Genomic DNA, 16,087 nt, shown 5'->3' on the forward strand with positions numbered 1-16,087 from the left:
CTCCTCTGTCCCGTTCTTTCGGGAAACGAACTACACCTTATTTTCTCAATTTTCTCAAGTTTTTGCAATAGATATCATAAGCGCTGTCCAAAACCTTCGAATCGGTCGAATCCCGATTTGCGAAAGACAAATACAGCGTTAGATACTCTGTCATGAGCGACGCTGCCTGGCCTGTTACACCCGGATTGGTTAGGGGCACTCTTCCGGAAGCGGCCAGCACTTCCATCGAGATTCCTTTCTCCCAAGCGGCGACAGTCTGCAATTGCCACACTACCGCTGGAGACTTCATACATTCAGCGCCCAGCATCGGAATCCCAAAAAAATCAGGCACATTCCCTACATCTATCCGCAATTCATAACACAGTCGGCAAAAACTATTTTTGATCCGATTTTCTGCGTACAGCTGACTCCTGATATACCGGCGCTTTACATTCTGAAAAATTCCCATCACGCTCCTGAACTCTTCTTTGGTCAGACGTTTTGGAATCGCAAAGGGAAAAACCTGCCTAGTTGACTGAATCGATTTTGTTTTTCCCGCCCAGCGATTCGGGCTGATATAAAACAAATTCGAATGATAATAAAACCGGTCCCCTGGTGGATGGAATAAAAGGATGAAGGAAATCGGACCGCTCTCCTGCCGCATCGCAATTTCAAAGGATTTCAAATGCACGATCCCAATTTCTTCACGGCAAGGCTGTTTTAAGCCTTTTATCCAGATTGGATTCACACCAAGCAACCGATAGCCTTCAGAGCGCTGGTTAAGCTGCGTGGCTGGAATGGTGCTGCATTGGAACTCAATCGCATAACGCCCGTCGACCAAAAGGTCTGCGCGCTGCCGGATCGCTGATAGATGTTTCTCTAATTCAACGTGGTGGTCTAGTTGTTGGAAGAAATGATAAAGAAGAAGTTTTCCGTGTAGATGTAAAGGGGATTCAGGTTCGCTGAAATAATCGCAGTCTGAAAGGCTTTTATGTGCGAAATGAGGGATGTTGATTTCTCCGATTTTCAAAAGCAGCGGAGCTTGGCAGGAAGGACAGAAAAATTGTTCGCGCGAACGAATTTCAAGAAGTTCCTTTCGTGCATACTTTCCGGTTAAATAAAACAATTCCTGTTGCTTCGTTTTGGCAACTAATATATAGATCACTCTCCTTTCTTCCATTCTATGGAAGGAAAGGAGTTTTAGCAATAAAAAAAAAGACCTCCCATAAAGGAGATCTCATCCAAAATAATGCAGGACATTTGAGAGCGCGTCTTCTTTGAAAATACAGTTGCCGTATTCTTCAAGACGGTGAACAGTGACAGGTGACATACGTAAATATTCAGTGATGATGCTGACATTGTTTTTGATGTCTTCTTCTGAATGAAGAATCTCATCAAAACTTGTGTAAAGATAATACTTGTCCTCGAAATGGTAGACAGCTGATTCAATCGGCACGTACATTAAGCGCCGTGCAATCGGCAACAGTTCCTCCACTTCCGAAAAGACAAATGTATATTCAAGTTTCTTAACGTCAGGTTCATCAAAGACCGGTTCAAATTCATCAAACTCCGGTGTAACCGCATCTTCACTTGCAAACATTTTGCGGCGTTCTTCTATATCATCAGGCAAATCAAGCTTTTGCCCATCTTTAGTTAATTGAGCACGTGTTACGGTTACTTCAAGACCTTTATCCATCGCCTGGACTTGGATCCAAAGTGGACCTTCCATTACGAAATCGGCTTCTTCATTGACTTCATCCATCATTTCCCAAAAAAGCTCTTCGCTCTTATCTCTGTTAAACCAGATTTCGTCACGGCTAAACCCTCGCTCTTCAACGTCGAGATAGGAAATGTAAAATTTAACTGTGTTGTCGTTGATACGTTCTATTTCCATTTTACACCTCTCCTTTACGGTTTGGACTAAGAGAACATTCCTCAGAGCCGTGCTGTATTACTTTAAACAAGTATAACTTCTTTCATAGATAAAGAAAAAGTTTATGCCTATCCCCTAAGACAAGTTACAAGTACATAGAGTCTAATTCACTTAAGTGATTTATGCAACTAATTTAAGATAAAGAAAAGCTGTCCCAGGATCTCTTATGAAATACCATAAAGACCGGACAGCTAGTGTACTTATTGTTAGTTGACCATTCGCTGAGCTTCAAGCAATTGGTATGCTCTAACTTTACGTGGTAGGAAGCGGCGGATTTCATCTTCGTTGTAGCCCACCTGCAGGCGTTTTTCGTCCATAATAATCGGACGGCGCAGCAATCCTGGATGCTCCTGGATTAACTCATATAAACGCTGAAGCGGTAAACTTTCAACATCTACATTCAATTTTTGGAATATTTTAGAACGGGTAGAGATGATTTCATCTGTGCCGTCTTCAGTCATACGTAAAATTTCTTTAATTTCACTGATTGTCAGTGGTTCAGAGAAAATATTGCGTTCTGTATATGGAATTTCGTGTTCCTCAAGCCAAGCTTTTGCTTTTCTGCAAGATGTACAGCTTGGAGAAGTAAATAATGTAACCATCATAGTGGAGCACTTCCTTTCGGATTCATGAAAACTTGGTGTAGTACTTTTTCTCAAATTAGAATCATTATAGTTTAGAGGCTCTACATTCATTATACAATGTATGGGATCAATTTAATAGTGTATCTCAATAAAAAATTTAGAAAACGAGCTTTTTGTCACATATTAGCTATATATTCTTTATACTTTTATAGCTATACATTCTCAATTTACCCCTTTATCATCTGTCGTAAACTTCCAAACTAAAATTAATTATTCTCAGTTACTTCTTCTGTTTGAAAATAGTTAGTACACTTATATACTACGTTTCAGAATCAAAATAGTTTCATAATGAACAACAATATAAACAGATGAATTATTTTCAATGGCTGCACCGATTATTGGATATTCCCCAAGCCTTCACTATAGTGCATTCTTTGAAAAGCAATCAAGGCGTATAGTCTACGCCCTCTGTATAAGAATTGCCGGCGTTCCATAGAAGAAACTCCTCTATGCCCTGATCATTCAAAGCTTTGATCTGTGCTTCCACTTCCGCTTTACCATACCGCATGTAATTGCCTGACCCCAGGTAACTGGCTGTAAAATCCTGGAGCCACGGCCGTGAAACTGGCGGATTGTCTAAAGCAGCCAAGACCTGATTCTCCACCTTCGCATACTCAGCTACCAGATTATAGGGTTCCAAATCCGGTTTGGCAATTCCAAAATAAGAAGTCCAATGGCTTGGATAGATCATGGATGAAATAACATCTACATTTTCAGAGATTTTGGAAAAGTTCTGGCCAATGCCAGGTGCTTCCGGCAAAGTGGCAGCATAGCCGAAAATGTCGACAGAGACTTCCACTCCATAAGGCTCTAATTGTTCTCTAGCATATGCCACAAAATCAGTTACCGCTTCCACTCTTTTCTGTACAGGATCAACATCGGACTCTGCATAGTCGCCGAGTGAATAGCTTAAATCATCCGCACGGTGTTCGAAGCCTTCTGGAAAGCGGACGTAGTCAAATTGGATTTCCTTGAACCCGAGCTTCGCTGCTTCGATGGCAACTTGAACATTATGATCCCATACCTCTTGCAAAAATGGATTGACAAATGCATCTCCACGATTGTTTTTCCATACCTGGTCTCCGTCCATAAACGTCAACTCCGGATTTTGTTCCGCCAATACAGTGTCTTTAAAAACCACGACACGAGCAATCGGGTAAATCTCTTTTTCTTCTAATTTCTCCAACATTGCTCTTGGGTCCTTTATGAAAGATCGGCCGATATTTAGCTCTGCCAAGGCCGATCCTTCTTCAGGTATGTATGTCAGGTGGCCAACATCTTCTTTTATATCGATGACCATAGCATTCAGTTCTGTTTGATCAATAAGGTTGATCAACGAATCGAACCGTTCTCCTCCGGCAGAATGCGCTGTCACAAAAATTCCACGGACTGCATCCGGATAATTGAAGTTGAGACCTGAGTCAAATTTAAATAATTGTGAAGACGCCAAAACCTTCGAGTCAAGTTCAACTGTATGATAAGCCCGCGGTGTAAAATCCGGTGCCTTGTCCTCTTCGGCTGCATAACCATTTCCAGCACTCACCAAACTAAAGCTTACTGCACAAATCGCTGCCAATTTCCACGGTTTCACCATTCCACTGCACCCCTTTATCCTGCTCTAATAGCCAAACCACTCCTCCGACTAGGAGAAGGGGTAGTGACTATAAAAGCCCGATTTGATTATCAACCCTCAAAGTGGTTCGAGAAGCTCCTTGACGGTGTTTTTTCATCATTCATCGTTCTTCCATTCTATCATTTATCTGACTAATTGAAATAAGAAAATCATAAGGGTGCGAAATAGTTTTGGCTGCCATTCAACAAGCGAGGATAAACAGATTTCGACTCGCGGCCAAGACCTTATTCAACCTAAAAAAAGAACGATGCCCTAAGGACATCGTTCTTTTATCATTTGGTCAAAGATGACGCTTTAATGGATTCGAATTCACGTTCTGAGCATTGTACGAAATGACCTGGACTGACTTCTCTCATCCGAACATCATCAGCTTTATTATAGTCATGAACGGCAGGGTCGTAAGATTTACGGACCCGGTTACGCTCATAGTTCGGATCCGGCAGCGGAATTGCCGACAACAACGATTGCGTATAAGGATGCAATGGGTTATTGTACAATTCTTCAGCAGGAGCCAATTCCACTAACTTCCCGAAATACATAACACCAATGCGGTCTGAGATGTATTTAACCATCGACAGGTCATGGGCGATGAACAAGAAAGTCAATCCTTTTTCCTCTTGCAGTTCTTTCAGTAAATTGACGACCTGCGCTTGAATGGAAACGTCCAATGCAGAGATCGGCTCATCAGCGATGATGAAATCCGGATCTACAGCCAAAGCACGGGCGATTCCAAGACGCTGGCGCTGACCGCCTGAGAACTCATGCGGATAACGGTTGGCGTGCTCTTTGTTCAAGCCGACTGTCTCCAGCAGATCATAGACCATCTTTTTGCGTTCTGTCTGGTTTTTTGCCAAGCCATGGATGTCGATGCCTTCAGCAATAATATCCATCACTTTCATGCGCTGGTTCAATGAAGCATACGGATCCTGGAAGATCATCTGCATTTTGCGGTTGAATTTCTTCAAGTCCTGCTTGGACTTTTTACCGTGGACATTTTCACCTTCATAGTAAACATCGCCATCAGTTGCATCATATAAACGGATGATGGAGCGGCCGGTTGTGGATTTACCACAGCCCGACTCGCCAACCAATCCTAGAGTTTCACCTTTGTAGATGTCAAAGCTGATATCATCCACCGCGCGGACTTCATTTGCTTTACCGATATTGAAATACTGTTTGAGATTTTTGATTTCCAGTAATTTTTCAGCCATTACACCGCGCCCCCTTCATAATATCTGCTTCCCGGGAATTTCTTCATACGTTCAATGACAGTTACAGGCGGTTCCACCTGTGGCGCATCCGGATGCAATAACCATGTAGCAGCCGAATGGGTATCACTGACTTTAAAGAATGGAGGATTTTGCTCCATATCAATGCTTAGTGCATATTCACTTCGAAGCGCAAAAGCATCGCCCTTCGGCGGGTCCAATAGATCAGGAGGAGTTCCAGGAATCGCATACAATTTCGCATCTTCCGTATCCAATGACGGCATCGAACTCAACAAGCCCCACGTATAAGGATGCTGTGGGTTGTAGAAGATTTCATCAACAGTGCCGATTTCAACGATTTTCCCACCGTACATCACCGCTACACGATCTGCAACGTTTGCAACGACACCTAGATCATGTGTGATGAATATGATGGATGTATCTATTTTCTTCTGTAAGTCTTTCATCAATTCCAGAATTTGTGCTTGAATGGTAACATCAAGTGCAGTAGTCGGCTCATCTGCAATCAGGATTTTCGGATTGCAGGCAAGTGAGATGGCAATAACGATACGCTGGCGCTGACCGCCTGAGAATTGGTGTGGGTATTGTTTCATACGCAATTCCGGTTTCGGCATACCGACCAGCCGCAGCAAATCAATCGCTACTTTTTTCGCTTCAGTTTTGCTGATTTTCTGGTGCTTCAACAAAGGTTCTGTCAATTGACGGCCAATCGGCATTGTTGGATTCAAGGAAGTCATCGGATCTTGGAAAATCATCGAAATTTCTTTTCCGCGGATCTTCTGCATTTCCTTATCGCTCAACTTCGTCAGATCACGGCCGCCAAAAAGGATTTCACCACTTTTGAATTCAGCTGAACTTTCAGGCAACAAACGCATGATGGATTTTGTCGTAACAGATTTTCCTGAACCCGACTCTCCAACAATCGCTAAAGTTTCGCCTTTATATAGATCAAAGTTAACCCCTCGTATCGCTTTAACTTCCCCGGCTTGGGTGTTAAAAGAAAGCTCAAGGTCTTTTACTTGTAAGATTTTCTCCATTATCAACGTTCCTCCTTAATCTTTCATCTTCGGATCGAGGGCATCACGAAGTCCATCACCGATCAAGTTGAATGCAATCATGATTAAACTTAACAAGACGGCTGGGAATGCTAGAATATGCGGTGCAAATTGAATCAATGCATAACCATCGTTAATCAATGTCCCGAGCGAAGCATCCGGTGCCTGCAGCCCCAGTCCGATAAAGCTTAAGAAAGCTTCAAAGAAAATCGCACTTGGTATGGTGAACATCGTATTGATGATGATTACACCTAGAACGTTCGGCATTAAATGCTTCCAGATGATGCGGCTGTCACTGGCACCTAATGTGCGGGCAGCCAATACGAACTCCTGGCTCTTATATTTAAGGACCTGACCCCGGACGACTCGGGACATTCCCGTCCATCCGGTGATGGTCAAGGCGATGATGATGGCGAGTATCCCCGGATCCATGATGAGGATAAATAGGATTACCACTACCAGGTTAGGAATACCTGTCAGAATTTCAACGATACGCTGCATAAAGTCATCAATGCGTCCGCCAAAGTAGCCGGAAATCCCTCCATAGATTACTCCAATCAGCATATCGATTGCAGCAGCCACGAAAGCAATGAACAGGGATACTTGAGTTCCTTTCCAGACACGCGAGAACATGTCACGGCCAAGGCCGTCTGTTCCAAACCAATAATTGACTTCCACATTTTTCATTTCGTACAAGTCGACTTCCTCTCCGGCTAAAGTTCCGACTCCATCAAGAATTCCTAGATTTTCGATGACTGGAATTTTCGGCGGCAGGTTCGCATGAGTGATTGTTTGATCATTCGGCTCATAAGGGCTGATGATTGGCCCCAAAAATGACATGATGACGATTAAGCCAAATAAAATCAGGCTGAACAAAGCACCTTTGTTTTTACGGATACGGTACCACGCATCCTGCCAGAAGTTGACGCTCGGCTTGGTGATGCGCTCTGCCTGATTGGCATCCAATGTGATGCGCTCAAACGAGCCTTTCGGCAGTTCCGGAATTTTATCGATTTTTTGAGTCATTAACTTTTACCTCCTGAAAGACGGATACGAGGATCAATGACACCATACAGAATATCAACCAGCAGGATGATCACAATCAAGAACACCGAGAAGAAAATAGTAGTTCCCATGATGATGGAGAAATCACTGACGATAATCGATTTAACGAATTGTTCCCCGATACCCGGAATTGCGAAAATCTGTTCCACTACAAGTGATCCTGTAAGAATGGATACAGCCATCGGCCCAAGAACAGTGATCAATGGGATCAACGCATTACGGAATGCATGCTTGAATGCAATTTCTGATCCACTCGCTCCTTTAGCTTTCGCTAACGTAATATAGTCTGAACCGAGTACTTCAATCATTTCAGTACGGATAAACCGTGCTGCTGTAGCAAGTGGGAACATAGCCAACGCGATGGATGGCAGAACACTGGACATGAAACCGTCCTTCCATAAGGCCACTGGGAACAAGTCCCATTTCAAGCCAAACCAATATTGCAGCAAAGAAGCGAAAACGAAGGAAGGAATCGATATTCCGACAATCGCTACGAATGTACTGGTGTAATCAACCCAGGTATTCTGCCTTAGGGCGGCAATCATTCCCAAGAGGATTCCCAGTACAGTTCCCAACACCATTCCCTGGAAACCAATTTGAGCAGAAGGACCAAGGCGGCTTAAAATGACATCCGTAACTTCCGCTCCTTTGAATTGGTTAATCGAAATTCCTAGGTCGCCTTGCACTAGGCCAAACATATAATTGAAATACTGAACCGGAAGAGGTTCATCCAATCCATACCTGGCTTCTACGACTGCCCTTTGTTCTGGAGACAATTTATCTGCGGAAGCGACGGGGGATCCTGGTAAAATTTTCATAAGGAAAAAAGTGAAAGTAGCGATCAGCGCTAAAGTGATCACCATATAGATTAAACGCTTGCCAATATATTTCGCCATAGTGCACCTCCAAAATTAATTCTATTTGACAAGTCCTTAGCATAGGAATGCGGACCTGCAACATTCAAAAGTTAGCAGAAAATGGTCAATTTTCGGTTAATTCCTTTACATTAGAAAAGAGAGTATATCGTCCTAAAATGCGATATACTCTCTTTCTATTTTGTTTTCACAGTAGCGGGTTTAACTTATTCTTTACCCGAAATGTATGCCCACTTGTAGCTGAAATCTCCACCGAATGGGTGTTTGATGATGCCATTAACGTAAGGCTGTTGAAGTGCCATTGCGCCACGCTGATAGATCGGCGCGATTGCAGCGTCGTCTTCAAGAAGGATTTTCTCAGCTTGTGCCATTGCTTCCCAACGTGCAGCAGGATCTGTTGCCAATTCGCCTTTAGCTGATTCAACTAGTGCATCATACTCTTCATTTGAGTAAGACATTTTGTTTTGAGCAGATCCAGTCACGAACAAGTCGATGAACGTCATAGGATCCTGGTAATCTGGTCCCCATCCAGCAGTTTGGATGTCGTAGTCCTGAGCTTCATCAAGTTCTAAACGAACTCCGAAAGGAACTGCTTTAAGGTTGATCGTCAAGCCTTCAAGATTTGTTTCAAGTTGTTCTTTAAGGTAAGCATCCATGTTTTTAGCAGTTTCAGTGTCTCCACCTAGGATTTCAAGAGTAACTTCTTCCACTCCCAATTCTTCCATACCAGTTGCGAAAAGTTCCGCAGCTTCTTCAGCGTTGAACTCAATCAAGTCTCCATTGACATCACGGAAGTCTGTATTGCTTTCATCGAAAGCAAATTCAGTAGGTACTAAGAATGTAGCAGGCAATGATCCGTTAGCTAAAACTACGTCCACTAGATCTTGCTTGTTGAAACCTTTTGCAATTGCTTTACGGATATTAACGTTTGAAAGAGCATTTGCTTCACCGTTACGCTCTTGGTTAAGTTTGAAGTAGAAAACAGTTGGTTCCAAATCAGTAACCAAATTTTCGTCATTTGCGTATTGTCTTGCAAATTCTCCGCTCAAACCAGCGCGGTCTTTTTCTCCAGAGTTATAAAGGTTGACTGCAGTAGCAGGTTCTTTTACAACATCCCAATTAATTGTCTCAAGTTGAACAGTTTCAGCATCCCAGTATTCAGGATTCTTCTGCATTTTCCAAGTCAAGCCAGTTCCGTCCCAGTCAGTAAGTGTGAATGGTCCGTTAAAAATCAAGTTTTCAGAGTTAGAAGCATAAGCGTCACCTTTTTCAGTTACGAAAGCTTCGTTCTGTGGGTAGAAAGTTGGGAAAGACATTAATGACATGAAATAAGGTACTGGACGCTCAAGTTGCACTTCAAGAGTGTTGTCGTCTACAGCAGTAACTCCAAGTTCAGTCGGCTCCATGTCTCCTGCAGCAATTTCAGTAGCATTAACAATCGAACCAGCCATCATGTAAGCTCCGTATGGAGAACCTGTAGCAGGATCAATTGAACGTTGCCAAGAGTATACGAAATCGTTGGCAGTAACCGGTGTTCCATCTGACCAGTTAGAGTCGCGCAATTTGAATGTGTAAGTCAAACCGTCTTCACTGACTTCAGGCTCGCCTTCAGCAAGTGCAGGTTCAGCAATGTTTTCTTGATTTAAACGGAATAGGCCTTCATTAACATTATTGAAAATGTTGAATGCGACTGCATCCTCAGCTAATGAAATATCCATAGTTGGAATTTCAGCGCTTTCCATCAAGTTAAGGACTTGCTCTGAGTCTAAATCCCCAGCTGGTTCTGTACCTTCCGTGCCGTCTGTAGTTTCAGTACTAGTGTCAGTATCGTCTCCGCCGCCACATGCCGCTAGAAAAGCACTTAGGACTAAAACTAGGCTTAATAGCCAAAAAATCTTGCTGTTTCTCACTAAATTGACCCCCTCGAATTTTCTGAAAAATTGGTACAAGGCTAATTATACATAATATTTTTTTCTTGTACAGCACTTTTTTTGGAAATTTTTACACTCTTGTAACAATTGCGTTACATTCACATTACACGAATCCGCTAGAATATTGGATTTGTAAGCGTTTTCGGCGTCTAAGATAAATGAAGAATTTTTTGATTTTTTTTTTAACTTCTTCTACAATTGATAAGAATCGAGGTGCGAAGTTTGAAGAAAATCGTTTTATCTTTAGGAATTATCCAAGTTTTGATCTTTATCACAATATTTTTCCGGACAGATGACTTGTCCCTGCTGGCTTATATTAATAATTCATTTGTTTACGGCGGGATCTTGCTATTTTTCGGATTGTGGGTTTTTGTGGTGCGGACAGGTGTGTTTGATATATTCACAATCAGTGTGAGAAAGGCATTTAAGATGAAGTCCACACTGGAAGATGAAGAAATGCGGCCGCCTTCCGAAGCTTTAGGTTTTTCCAGCTCGCTCCTGCTCATTACAGGAGCTGTCACTTTGCTGATCATGGGGATTTGCCTGGTGATTTATAACCTCTAGTATTGCTTCCCGAAACGCTTATGTATTATACTAATAGGACATATTATGAGCGATGAAAAAGAAGAGTAAATGCAGTTCCTTCTATAAAGAGAGTCTGTGGTTGGTGGAAACAGATGAAGTGCTGCATTGAATGGACTTTTGAGCTGAAGCGGTGAACGAACAAGTAGCCGGTTCCGTGTTCTTCACGTTATGAAGAAGAGTGGCCGGCGACGGCAACTAGGGTGGTACCGCGGAAAACACATCATTCGTCCCTTTTTTTTAAGGGATGTGTGCTGTGTTTTTTACTTTGAGGAGGAATATTGATGAAGAAAATCTTTTCAGGCGTTCAGCCTACCGGTACGGTAACACTCGGAAATTACATAGGAGCATTCAAGCAATTTACGGACCTGCAGGATGAGTATGACTGCATCTTCTGCATCGTTGACCAACATGCCATCACGATGCCGCAAGACCGTTTGGAGCTCCGGAAAAACATCCGTGCTTTAGCAGCCCTCTATCTGGCTGTCGGAATCGATCCCGAGAAAGTCACCCTGTTCATCCAATCGGAAGTTCCGGCGCACGCCCAGGCTGGATGGATGCTGCAATGCGTTTCGACCATCGGCGAACTTGAGCGGATGACCCAGTACAAAGACAAATCTGCTAAAAATGCTTCTGTTCTTGCTGGATTGCTGACTTATCCCCCATTGATGGCAGCCGATATCCTTTTATATCAGACAGACATCGTACCAGTTGGAGACGACCAGAAACAGCATATCGAACTGACACGCGATCTGGCCGAACGATTCAACCGGAAGTACAACGATATCTTTACGATTCCGGACATCCGCGTCCCTAAAAATGGCGCGCGCATCATGTCGCTTCAGGACCCATCGAAAAAAATGAGTAAATCTGATACCAATAAGAAAGCGATCATCACGTTATTGGATGACCTGAAAACGATCGAAAAGAAAATCAAGAGCGCTGTAACCGATTCTGAAGGCGTGGTCAGCTACGATCCGGCCAACAAGCCTGGTGTCGCAAACCTGTTGACCATCGAAGCGGCCTTGACCGGTGAAAGCATCGACAGCCTGGTCGCCAAATACGAAGGCTCCGGATACGGTGATTTCAAAGCTTCCGTTGCCAAAGCCGTCACCGAACATTTGGCGCCGATCCAGGAACGCTACGCTGCGCTTCTGAACTCTGAGGAATTGGACAAAATCCTTGATGCCGGAGCTGAAAAAGCCAATCACCTGGCCAACAAAACCTTAAAGAAAATGGAAAACGCCATGGGTCTTGGGCGTAAAAGAAAATAAACAAAAAAGGAGCTGCAAAATCGCAGCTCCTTTTTCTTTGGTTATTATTCTGCAGTAACTGGTGACTCTTGATTTACAGCAAGGTCTGACAAGTAAACACCAGTGCCATCACCGATTGCGTAATTCAATACTCGGTCGTTGACCGGGCTCAGAACTGCTCGGTATAACGTAGGGAATACCGGCACCTCATCTACCATCAATTGCTGCCATTCGTTGTAGATATCCTGGCGGTAGGCAAGGTCAAATGCTTCTTCTGAACGTCCTGCTTCTAGAAGACGTGTATTTTCTTCATTTTCCCAGCGTGCGAAGTTGTACAGTGCATCAGCGCCGTATAGCCCTGAAGGATCTACGTCAATACCAACTCCCCAAGCTGCCTGATAAACATCGACATTCGGATCGTCTTCTCCACCGTTACCTACACGATCGTAGAATGAGTTGAATTCAAGCATTTCAAGGTTGACTTTCAAGCCGACAGCTTCCCAAGATTGCACATAGTATTGTGCCAAAGGTTCGGCTGTGTCGCCGCCAGTCATCGAGATGAAATTGATTTCCAACGGATTTCCTTCTGGGTCTTCACGGATACCGTCATCATCAGTGTCCACGTATCCAGCATCATCCAAAAGCTGATTCGCTACTTCCGGATCGTACGTTCTGCCTTCATTCGTATCGTCATGGAATTCAGGATGGGATGGCGGAATCAAAGTTGTCGCATTCCAACGCAACCCATTATAGAAACGTTCACCGACTGCAGCGTTATCCACTGCATGCCACATTGCCTGGCGAAGTTCTACATCGCCCATTTTCGCTTCGGGATTATAATCCACACGATTGTTTTCTGCATCCCATGTTCCAAGTTTAAAGCCGATATACGTGTAGGCGCGATCAATCGCTCCTAGATATTCAACGTTTGACATCTCAGCATTATCCGGGAATTGATCTACAGGGAAATCGCTGATCAAGTCAACGCCTCCGGTTTCCAATTCCTGTACAACTGTTGAGCTGCTGATTACTTTAACGGTTACGCCATCAAGGTTTGGTTCACCGCGCCAGTAGTCTTCGTTTTTAGTCAGCGTGACAGACTCTCCAGGTACGATGCTTTCCACTTTGAATGGTCCAAAGCCGATTGGGTTTTCACGCACTTCAGGTGAAGACGAAATATCCGCAACTGCCATGTCTCCGAAGATGTGCTTAGCCAATGGATAAGACCAGATGCTTCCTGTCAATAAAGAAGGAGTAGACTCGATATACGTAATCGACAAGGTTTTTTCGTCGACGACTTCAATACCTGAAATCGTATCAGCTGCTCCGCTGTTATACTCTTCCATTCCTTCAATGTTTGTGAAATCAGAGTTGTAGCGAGGGCCGTCATAATCAGGATCGCCGATTACTTCGTGCGCAAACAACCAGTCTTCCGCAGTAACCGGTTCGCCATCATGCCAGTTGACATTATCGCCGATTGTGAATGTGAACGTACGGCCATCTTCTGAAACTTCATATGTTGCTGCTCCATCATTTGTGTACACATAGTTTTCGTCCCAAGTTAATAACCCTTCATCAAACCAATTCAGAATTTCTGCATCCGGTGCACCCGAATAGAAGTTCCAGTTTAATGTCCCTTCAAAAACCGTGTCCGATACTAAACCGAATGTTACGGTTCCTCCATCAATGGCTTCGCCTTCATTCGTTTTCACATTGCTGAAATCTTCAATCGAATACATGCCGCCATTTTCAAGTTCCTGTCCGCCGTCAGTATCTGTTTCTCCGCCGCCTTCTTCTGTAGACGTGTCGTCACCAGTACATGCTGCCAAGACCAAAACAAAAGACAACATCGGTAAGGTTAAATATTTGGTCCATTTGTTTTTCACCATTCTCTGTTTCCTCCTCTTTTCTCTTGAATAAAGCTCTTCCGGACTACTGTTGTGCTTGAATAGAGTTGTTTCTTACCGGTACCGAGAACCCTACTCCCCCTTTTCCCCTGCTTTTTTGTTACCCTCTGCGCTGTCGGGCATCGGTAGCGCGTTTTAAAGCCTGCCCGACATTATTTATACTAAGCATCAAAACAAAAATCAGGATTGATGCAGGTAACCAGATCCACCATCGCAATTCCAGTGTTTGAGGATTTCTTGCATAACTGATCAAGGTCCCTAAACTCGGAGTCGATTCGGGGAAGCCGAATCCTAAGAAGGACAGCCCGGATTCGATTCCGATATTGCCTGCCAAATTCAACGTCATCGTCACGATGATGATCGAACTAAGATTTGGCAGCACCTGGAAAAACATGATTTTAAAATCGGACGTCCCTAAAGTCTTGGACGCTTTGACATAATCCAATTCTTTTTCCTGCAGCGCCTTGGAACGGATCAGTCGTGCAATACCCATCCATAGAAATGCTGTCATGATCAACGAGAAAGATAGAATGCTATATCCAGGTACAGCTGTTACAAATGCGATAACGATCATTAAAATCGGCAAAACCATAAAAAAGTCAACAAAGCGCATAAAGATATTATCCACCGTACCACCGTAATATCCCGAAATCAGTCCGACCAAAATACCGATGATTCCCGTTAACAGCGTGACCAAAAAACCGATGGCTAATGAATTGCGTGTTCCAATGATCAATTGGCCGAAGATATCTCTTCCCCCGTAATCAGTGCCCAGCCAATAAGTAGCAGAAGGCGGCTCATATAGGGCAAAAAGGTCGACTTTTATGATCTCAGATTGATCCATGATGATCGAAGTGCCGAAAACACCCGCAATGATCAAGAATAGGAACAGGAGAGAGCCAAATGCTACTTTGTCCCGTATCAGCTCTCTTAGTAATATACTAAATCCGGATGGGCTTTTACCGAGATCCATATCCGGAATTTGTGTCCCACTGTCTTTGTCAATTCTCATATTTACACCTCTAAATTGTCATTTATTATTTAATCCGGATACGTGGATCAACTAAACTTAAGATGATATCGGATAATAATGCTCCGATGATCGCTGCTAGGCCAAATAACAGGACGAGCGCCGTCATTACGCTGTAATCACGCAGACTGATGGAAGAAAGGAATAATTCACCCATTCCTGGATAGCCAAAAATATTTTCAATGAAAATAGTTCCGCCAATCAATCCTGTTATTTCATAGCCGAAGAACGCTGCAATCGGAAGCAGGGAATTCCGCAAGACGTGGCGATTGTAGACACGCGATTCAGAAGAACCTTTAGCGCGGGCAGTTACGATAAAATCCTTTTGTTTTGTATCAATGATCTCACTTCTCAAATACTGGACTGTAGAAACGGTCGTGATCAATGCCATGGAAAGTGCCGGCAATAATAAATGATTCAGCTTGCTTATGAAATAGGCGAAAGTTCCAGGTTCGGTACCTGGAGCTACACTTCCGCTTGTCGGGAACCAGCCCAGCTGGAACCCAAAAATGAAAAGCATAACCAAAGCGAAAATGAATAATGGAGCTGCAAAGCCGATATACGTATATCCTGTGATCATACGGTCCAACCACGTGTCGTTGAAGCGGCCGCTGATGATGCCCAGTGGAATCGCGATCAAGTATGTCAATATCAATGTTGCTAATGATAACCACAAAGTATTGATCATACGGTCGCCTATCAACTCGGAAACCGGCATCTTAAAGCGGAATGACTGCCCGAAATCACCTTGAAGCACTCCCTTGATCCAATCGAAGTACTGTACATACCATGGATTGTTCAAACCAAGGCGTTCGCGCATCGCTTCGATCGTCGCCGGGTCGATGTTCGGATCGATCAAACCAGTCAGGGCATCTCCAGGCATTGCCTGGGCTAATATGAATACCAAAATACTCAAAATAATAATTTGCGGAATCGTTATAAGTGTTCTGCGTACAATTAATTTCCACATA

At 43.6% G+C, this 16,087-nt stretch carries 14 protein-coding genes and 1 other annotated feature; of the genes, 2 read left to right on the forward strand and 12 right to left on the reverse strand.

The genetic code is table 11. The features are described 5' to 3' along the window. Nucleotides 1-37 precede the first annotated feature (37 nt). From Q0785_RS05525 to Q0785_RS05565, 9 genes are all read right to left on the reverse strand, one after another. Complete coding sequence (locus tag Q0785_RS05525) at nucleotides 38-1,144, reverse strand: competence protein CoiA family protein (protein ID WP_298826744.1); 1,107 nt, start codon at nucleotides 1,142-1,144, stop codon at nucleotides 38-40. A gap of 72 nt (nucleotides 1,145-1,216) precedes the next feature. Next, nucleotides 1,217-1,873 (reverse strand): adaptor protein MecA, encoded by a 657-nt coding sequence (gene mecA, locus Q0785_RS05530; RefSeq protein ID WP_298826747.1) that lies wholly within the window; start codon nucleotides 1,871-1,873, stop codon nucleotides 1,217-1,219. Between the two features lie 245 nt (nucleotides 1,874-2,118). Continuing rightward, the gene (gene spxA, locus Q0785_RS05535) at nucleotides 2,119-2,514 is read right to left on the reverse strand and encodes a transcriptional regulator SpxA (RefSeq protein WP_006829729.1); all 396 of its coding nucleotides are present in this window, start codon (nucleotides 2,512-2,514) and stop codon (nucleotides 2,119-2,121) included. A 427-nt stretch (nucleotides 2,515-2,941) separates the two neighbouring features. Further along, nucleotides 2,942-4,150 (reverse strand): putative glycoside hydrolase, encoded by a 1,209-nt coding sequence (locus Q0785_RS05540; protein WP_298826749.1) that lies wholly within the window; start codon nucleotides 4,148-4,150, stop codon nucleotides 2,942-2,944. A 311-nt stretch (nucleotides 4,151-4,461) separates the two neighbouring features. Next, a complete protein-coding gene (locus Q0785_RS05545) occupies nucleotides 4,462-5,400 on the reverse strand; it encodes an ABC transporter ATP-binding protein (RefSeq protein ID WP_298826753.1) in 939 nt (312 codons plus the stop codon). Further along, nucleotides 5,400-6,455 (reverse strand): ABC transporter ATP-binding protein, encoded by a 1,056-nt coding sequence (locus tag Q0785_RS05550; protein WP_298826756.1) that lies wholly within the window; start codon nucleotides 6,453-6,455, stop codon nucleotides 5,400-5,402. Before Q0785_RS05550 ends, Q0785_RS05545 begins: the two co-directional genes overlap by 1 nt. A gap of 15 nt (nucleotides 6,456-6,470) precedes the next feature. Next, nucleotides 6,471-7,499, reverse strand: a complete 1,029-nt coding sequence (opp3C, locus tag Q0785_RS05555; RefSeq protein ID WP_298826759.1) for an oligopeptide ABC transporter permease — start codon at nucleotides 7,497-7,499, stop codon at nucleotides 6,471-6,473. Next, a complete protein-coding gene (gene opp3b, locus Q0785_RS05560; RefSeq protein WP_298826762.1) occupies nucleotides 7,499-8,434 on the reverse strand; it encodes an oligopeptide ABC transporter permease in 936 nt (311 codons plus the stop codon). The genes opp3C and opp3b overlap by 1 nt, the downstream gene beginning before the upstream one ends. Nucleotides 8,435-8,619: 185 nt before the next feature. Further along, nucleotides 8,620-10,323, reverse strand: a complete 1,704-nt coding sequence (locus Q0785_RS05565) for a peptide ABC transporter substrate-binding protein (RefSeq protein ID WP_298826765.1) — start codon at nucleotides 10,321-10,323, stop codon at nucleotides 8,620-8,622. 234 nt (nucleotides 10,324-10,557) lie between these two features. Between Q0785_RS05565 and Q0785_RS05570 the strand changes: the two genes are divergently transcribed. After that, nucleotides 10,558-10,908: a DUF3899 domain-containing protein gene (locus Q0785_RS05570; RefSeq protein ID WP_298826768.1), complete on the forward strand. Its 351-nt coding sequence runs from the start codon at nucleotides 10,558-10,560 to the stop codon at nucleotides 10,906-10,908. Nucleotides 10,909-10,951: 43 nt separating this feature from the next. Next, nucleotides 10,952-11,164, forward strand: a binding site (T-box leader). A gap of 46 nt (nucleotides 11,165-11,210) precedes the next feature. Then, nucleotides 11,211-12,200: a tryptophan--tRNA ligase gene (gene trpS, locus Q0785_RS05575; RefSeq protein ID WP_298826771.1), complete on the forward strand. Its 990-nt coding sequence runs from the start codon at nucleotides 11,211-11,213 to the stop codon at nucleotides 12,198-12,200. 44 nt (nucleotides 12,201-12,244) lie between these two features. Here the strand turns inward: trpS and opp4A are convergent, their stop codons facing one another. From opp4A to opp4B, 3 genes are all read right to left on the reverse strand, one after another. Beyond that, on the reverse strand, nucleotides 12,245-14,068 hold the full coding sequence (gene opp4A, locus Q0785_RS05580; RefSeq protein ID WP_298826774.1) for an oligopeptide ABC transporter substrate-binding protein: 1,824 nt from the start codon (nucleotides 14,066-14,068) through the stop codon (nucleotides 12,245-12,247). A gap of 118 nt (nucleotides 14,069-14,186) precedes the next feature. Further along, nucleotides 14,187-15,098, reverse strand: a complete 912-nt coding sequence (locus Q0785_RS05585; protein WP_223633936.1) for an ABC transporter permease — start codon at nucleotides 15,096-15,098, stop codon at nucleotides 14,187-14,189. 25 nt (nucleotides 15,099-15,123) lie between these two features. Beyond that, nucleotides 15,124-16,086 (reverse strand): oligopeptide ABC transporter permease, encoded by a 963-nt coding sequence (gene opp4B, locus Q0785_RS05590; protein WP_298826782.1) that lies wholly within the window; start codon nucleotides 16,084-16,086, stop codon nucleotides 15,124-15,126. Nucleotide 16,087: the final 1 nt, after the last annotated feature.

The organism is uncultured Planococcus sp. (assembly GCF_947501725.1).
Taxonomy (GTDB): Bacteria; Bacillota; Bacilli; order Bacillales_A; family Planococcaceae; genus Planococcus; species Planococcus donghaensis_C.

Excerpts from the sequence above, each read along its gene's own strand:
- spxA (WP_006829729.1), bottom strand. The coding sequence starts at position 2,514 with ATGGTTACATTATTTACTTCTCCAAGCTGTACATCTTGCAGAAAAGCA.
- trpS (WP_298826771.1), top strand. The coding sequence starts at position 11,211 with ATGAAGAAAATCTTTTCAGGCGTTCAGCCTACCGGTACGGTAACACTC.
- opp4B (WP_298826782.1), bottom strand. The coding sequence starts at position 16,086 with ATGTGGAAATTAATTGTACGCAGAACACTTATAACGATTCCGCAAATT.
- mecA (WP_298826747.1), bottom strand. The coding sequence starts at position 1,873 with ATGGAAATAGAACGTATCAACGACAACACAGTTAAATTTTACATTTCC.
- opp3C (WP_298826759.1), bottom strand. The coding sequence starts at position 7,499 with ATGACTCAAAAAATCGATAAAATTCCGGAACTGCCGAAAGGCTCGTTT.
- opp3b (WP_298826762.1), bottom strand. The coding sequence starts at position 8,434 with ATGGCGAAATATATTGGCAAGCGTTTAATCTATATGGTGATCACTTTA.
- Q0785_RS05585 (WP_223633936.1), bottom strand. The coding sequence starts at position 15,098 with ATGAGAATTGACAAAGACAGTGGGACACAAATTCCGGATATGGATCTC.
- Q0785_RS05545 (WP_298826753.1), bottom strand. The coding sequence starts at position 5,400 with ATGGCTGAAAAATTACTGGAAATCAAAAATCTCAAACAGTATTTCAAT.
- opp4A (WP_298826774.1), bottom strand. The coding sequence starts at position 14,068 with ATGGTGAAAAACAAATGGACCAAATATTTAACCTTACCGATGTTGTCT.
- Q0785_RS05540 (WP_298826749.1), bottom strand. The coding sequence starts at position 4,150 with ATGGTGAAACCGTGGAAATTGGCAGCGATTTGTGCAGTAAGCTTTAGT.
- Q0785_RS05550 (WP_298826756.1), bottom strand. The coding sequence starts at position 6,455 with ATGGAGAAAATCTTACAAGTAAAAGACCTTGAGCTTTCTTTTAACACC.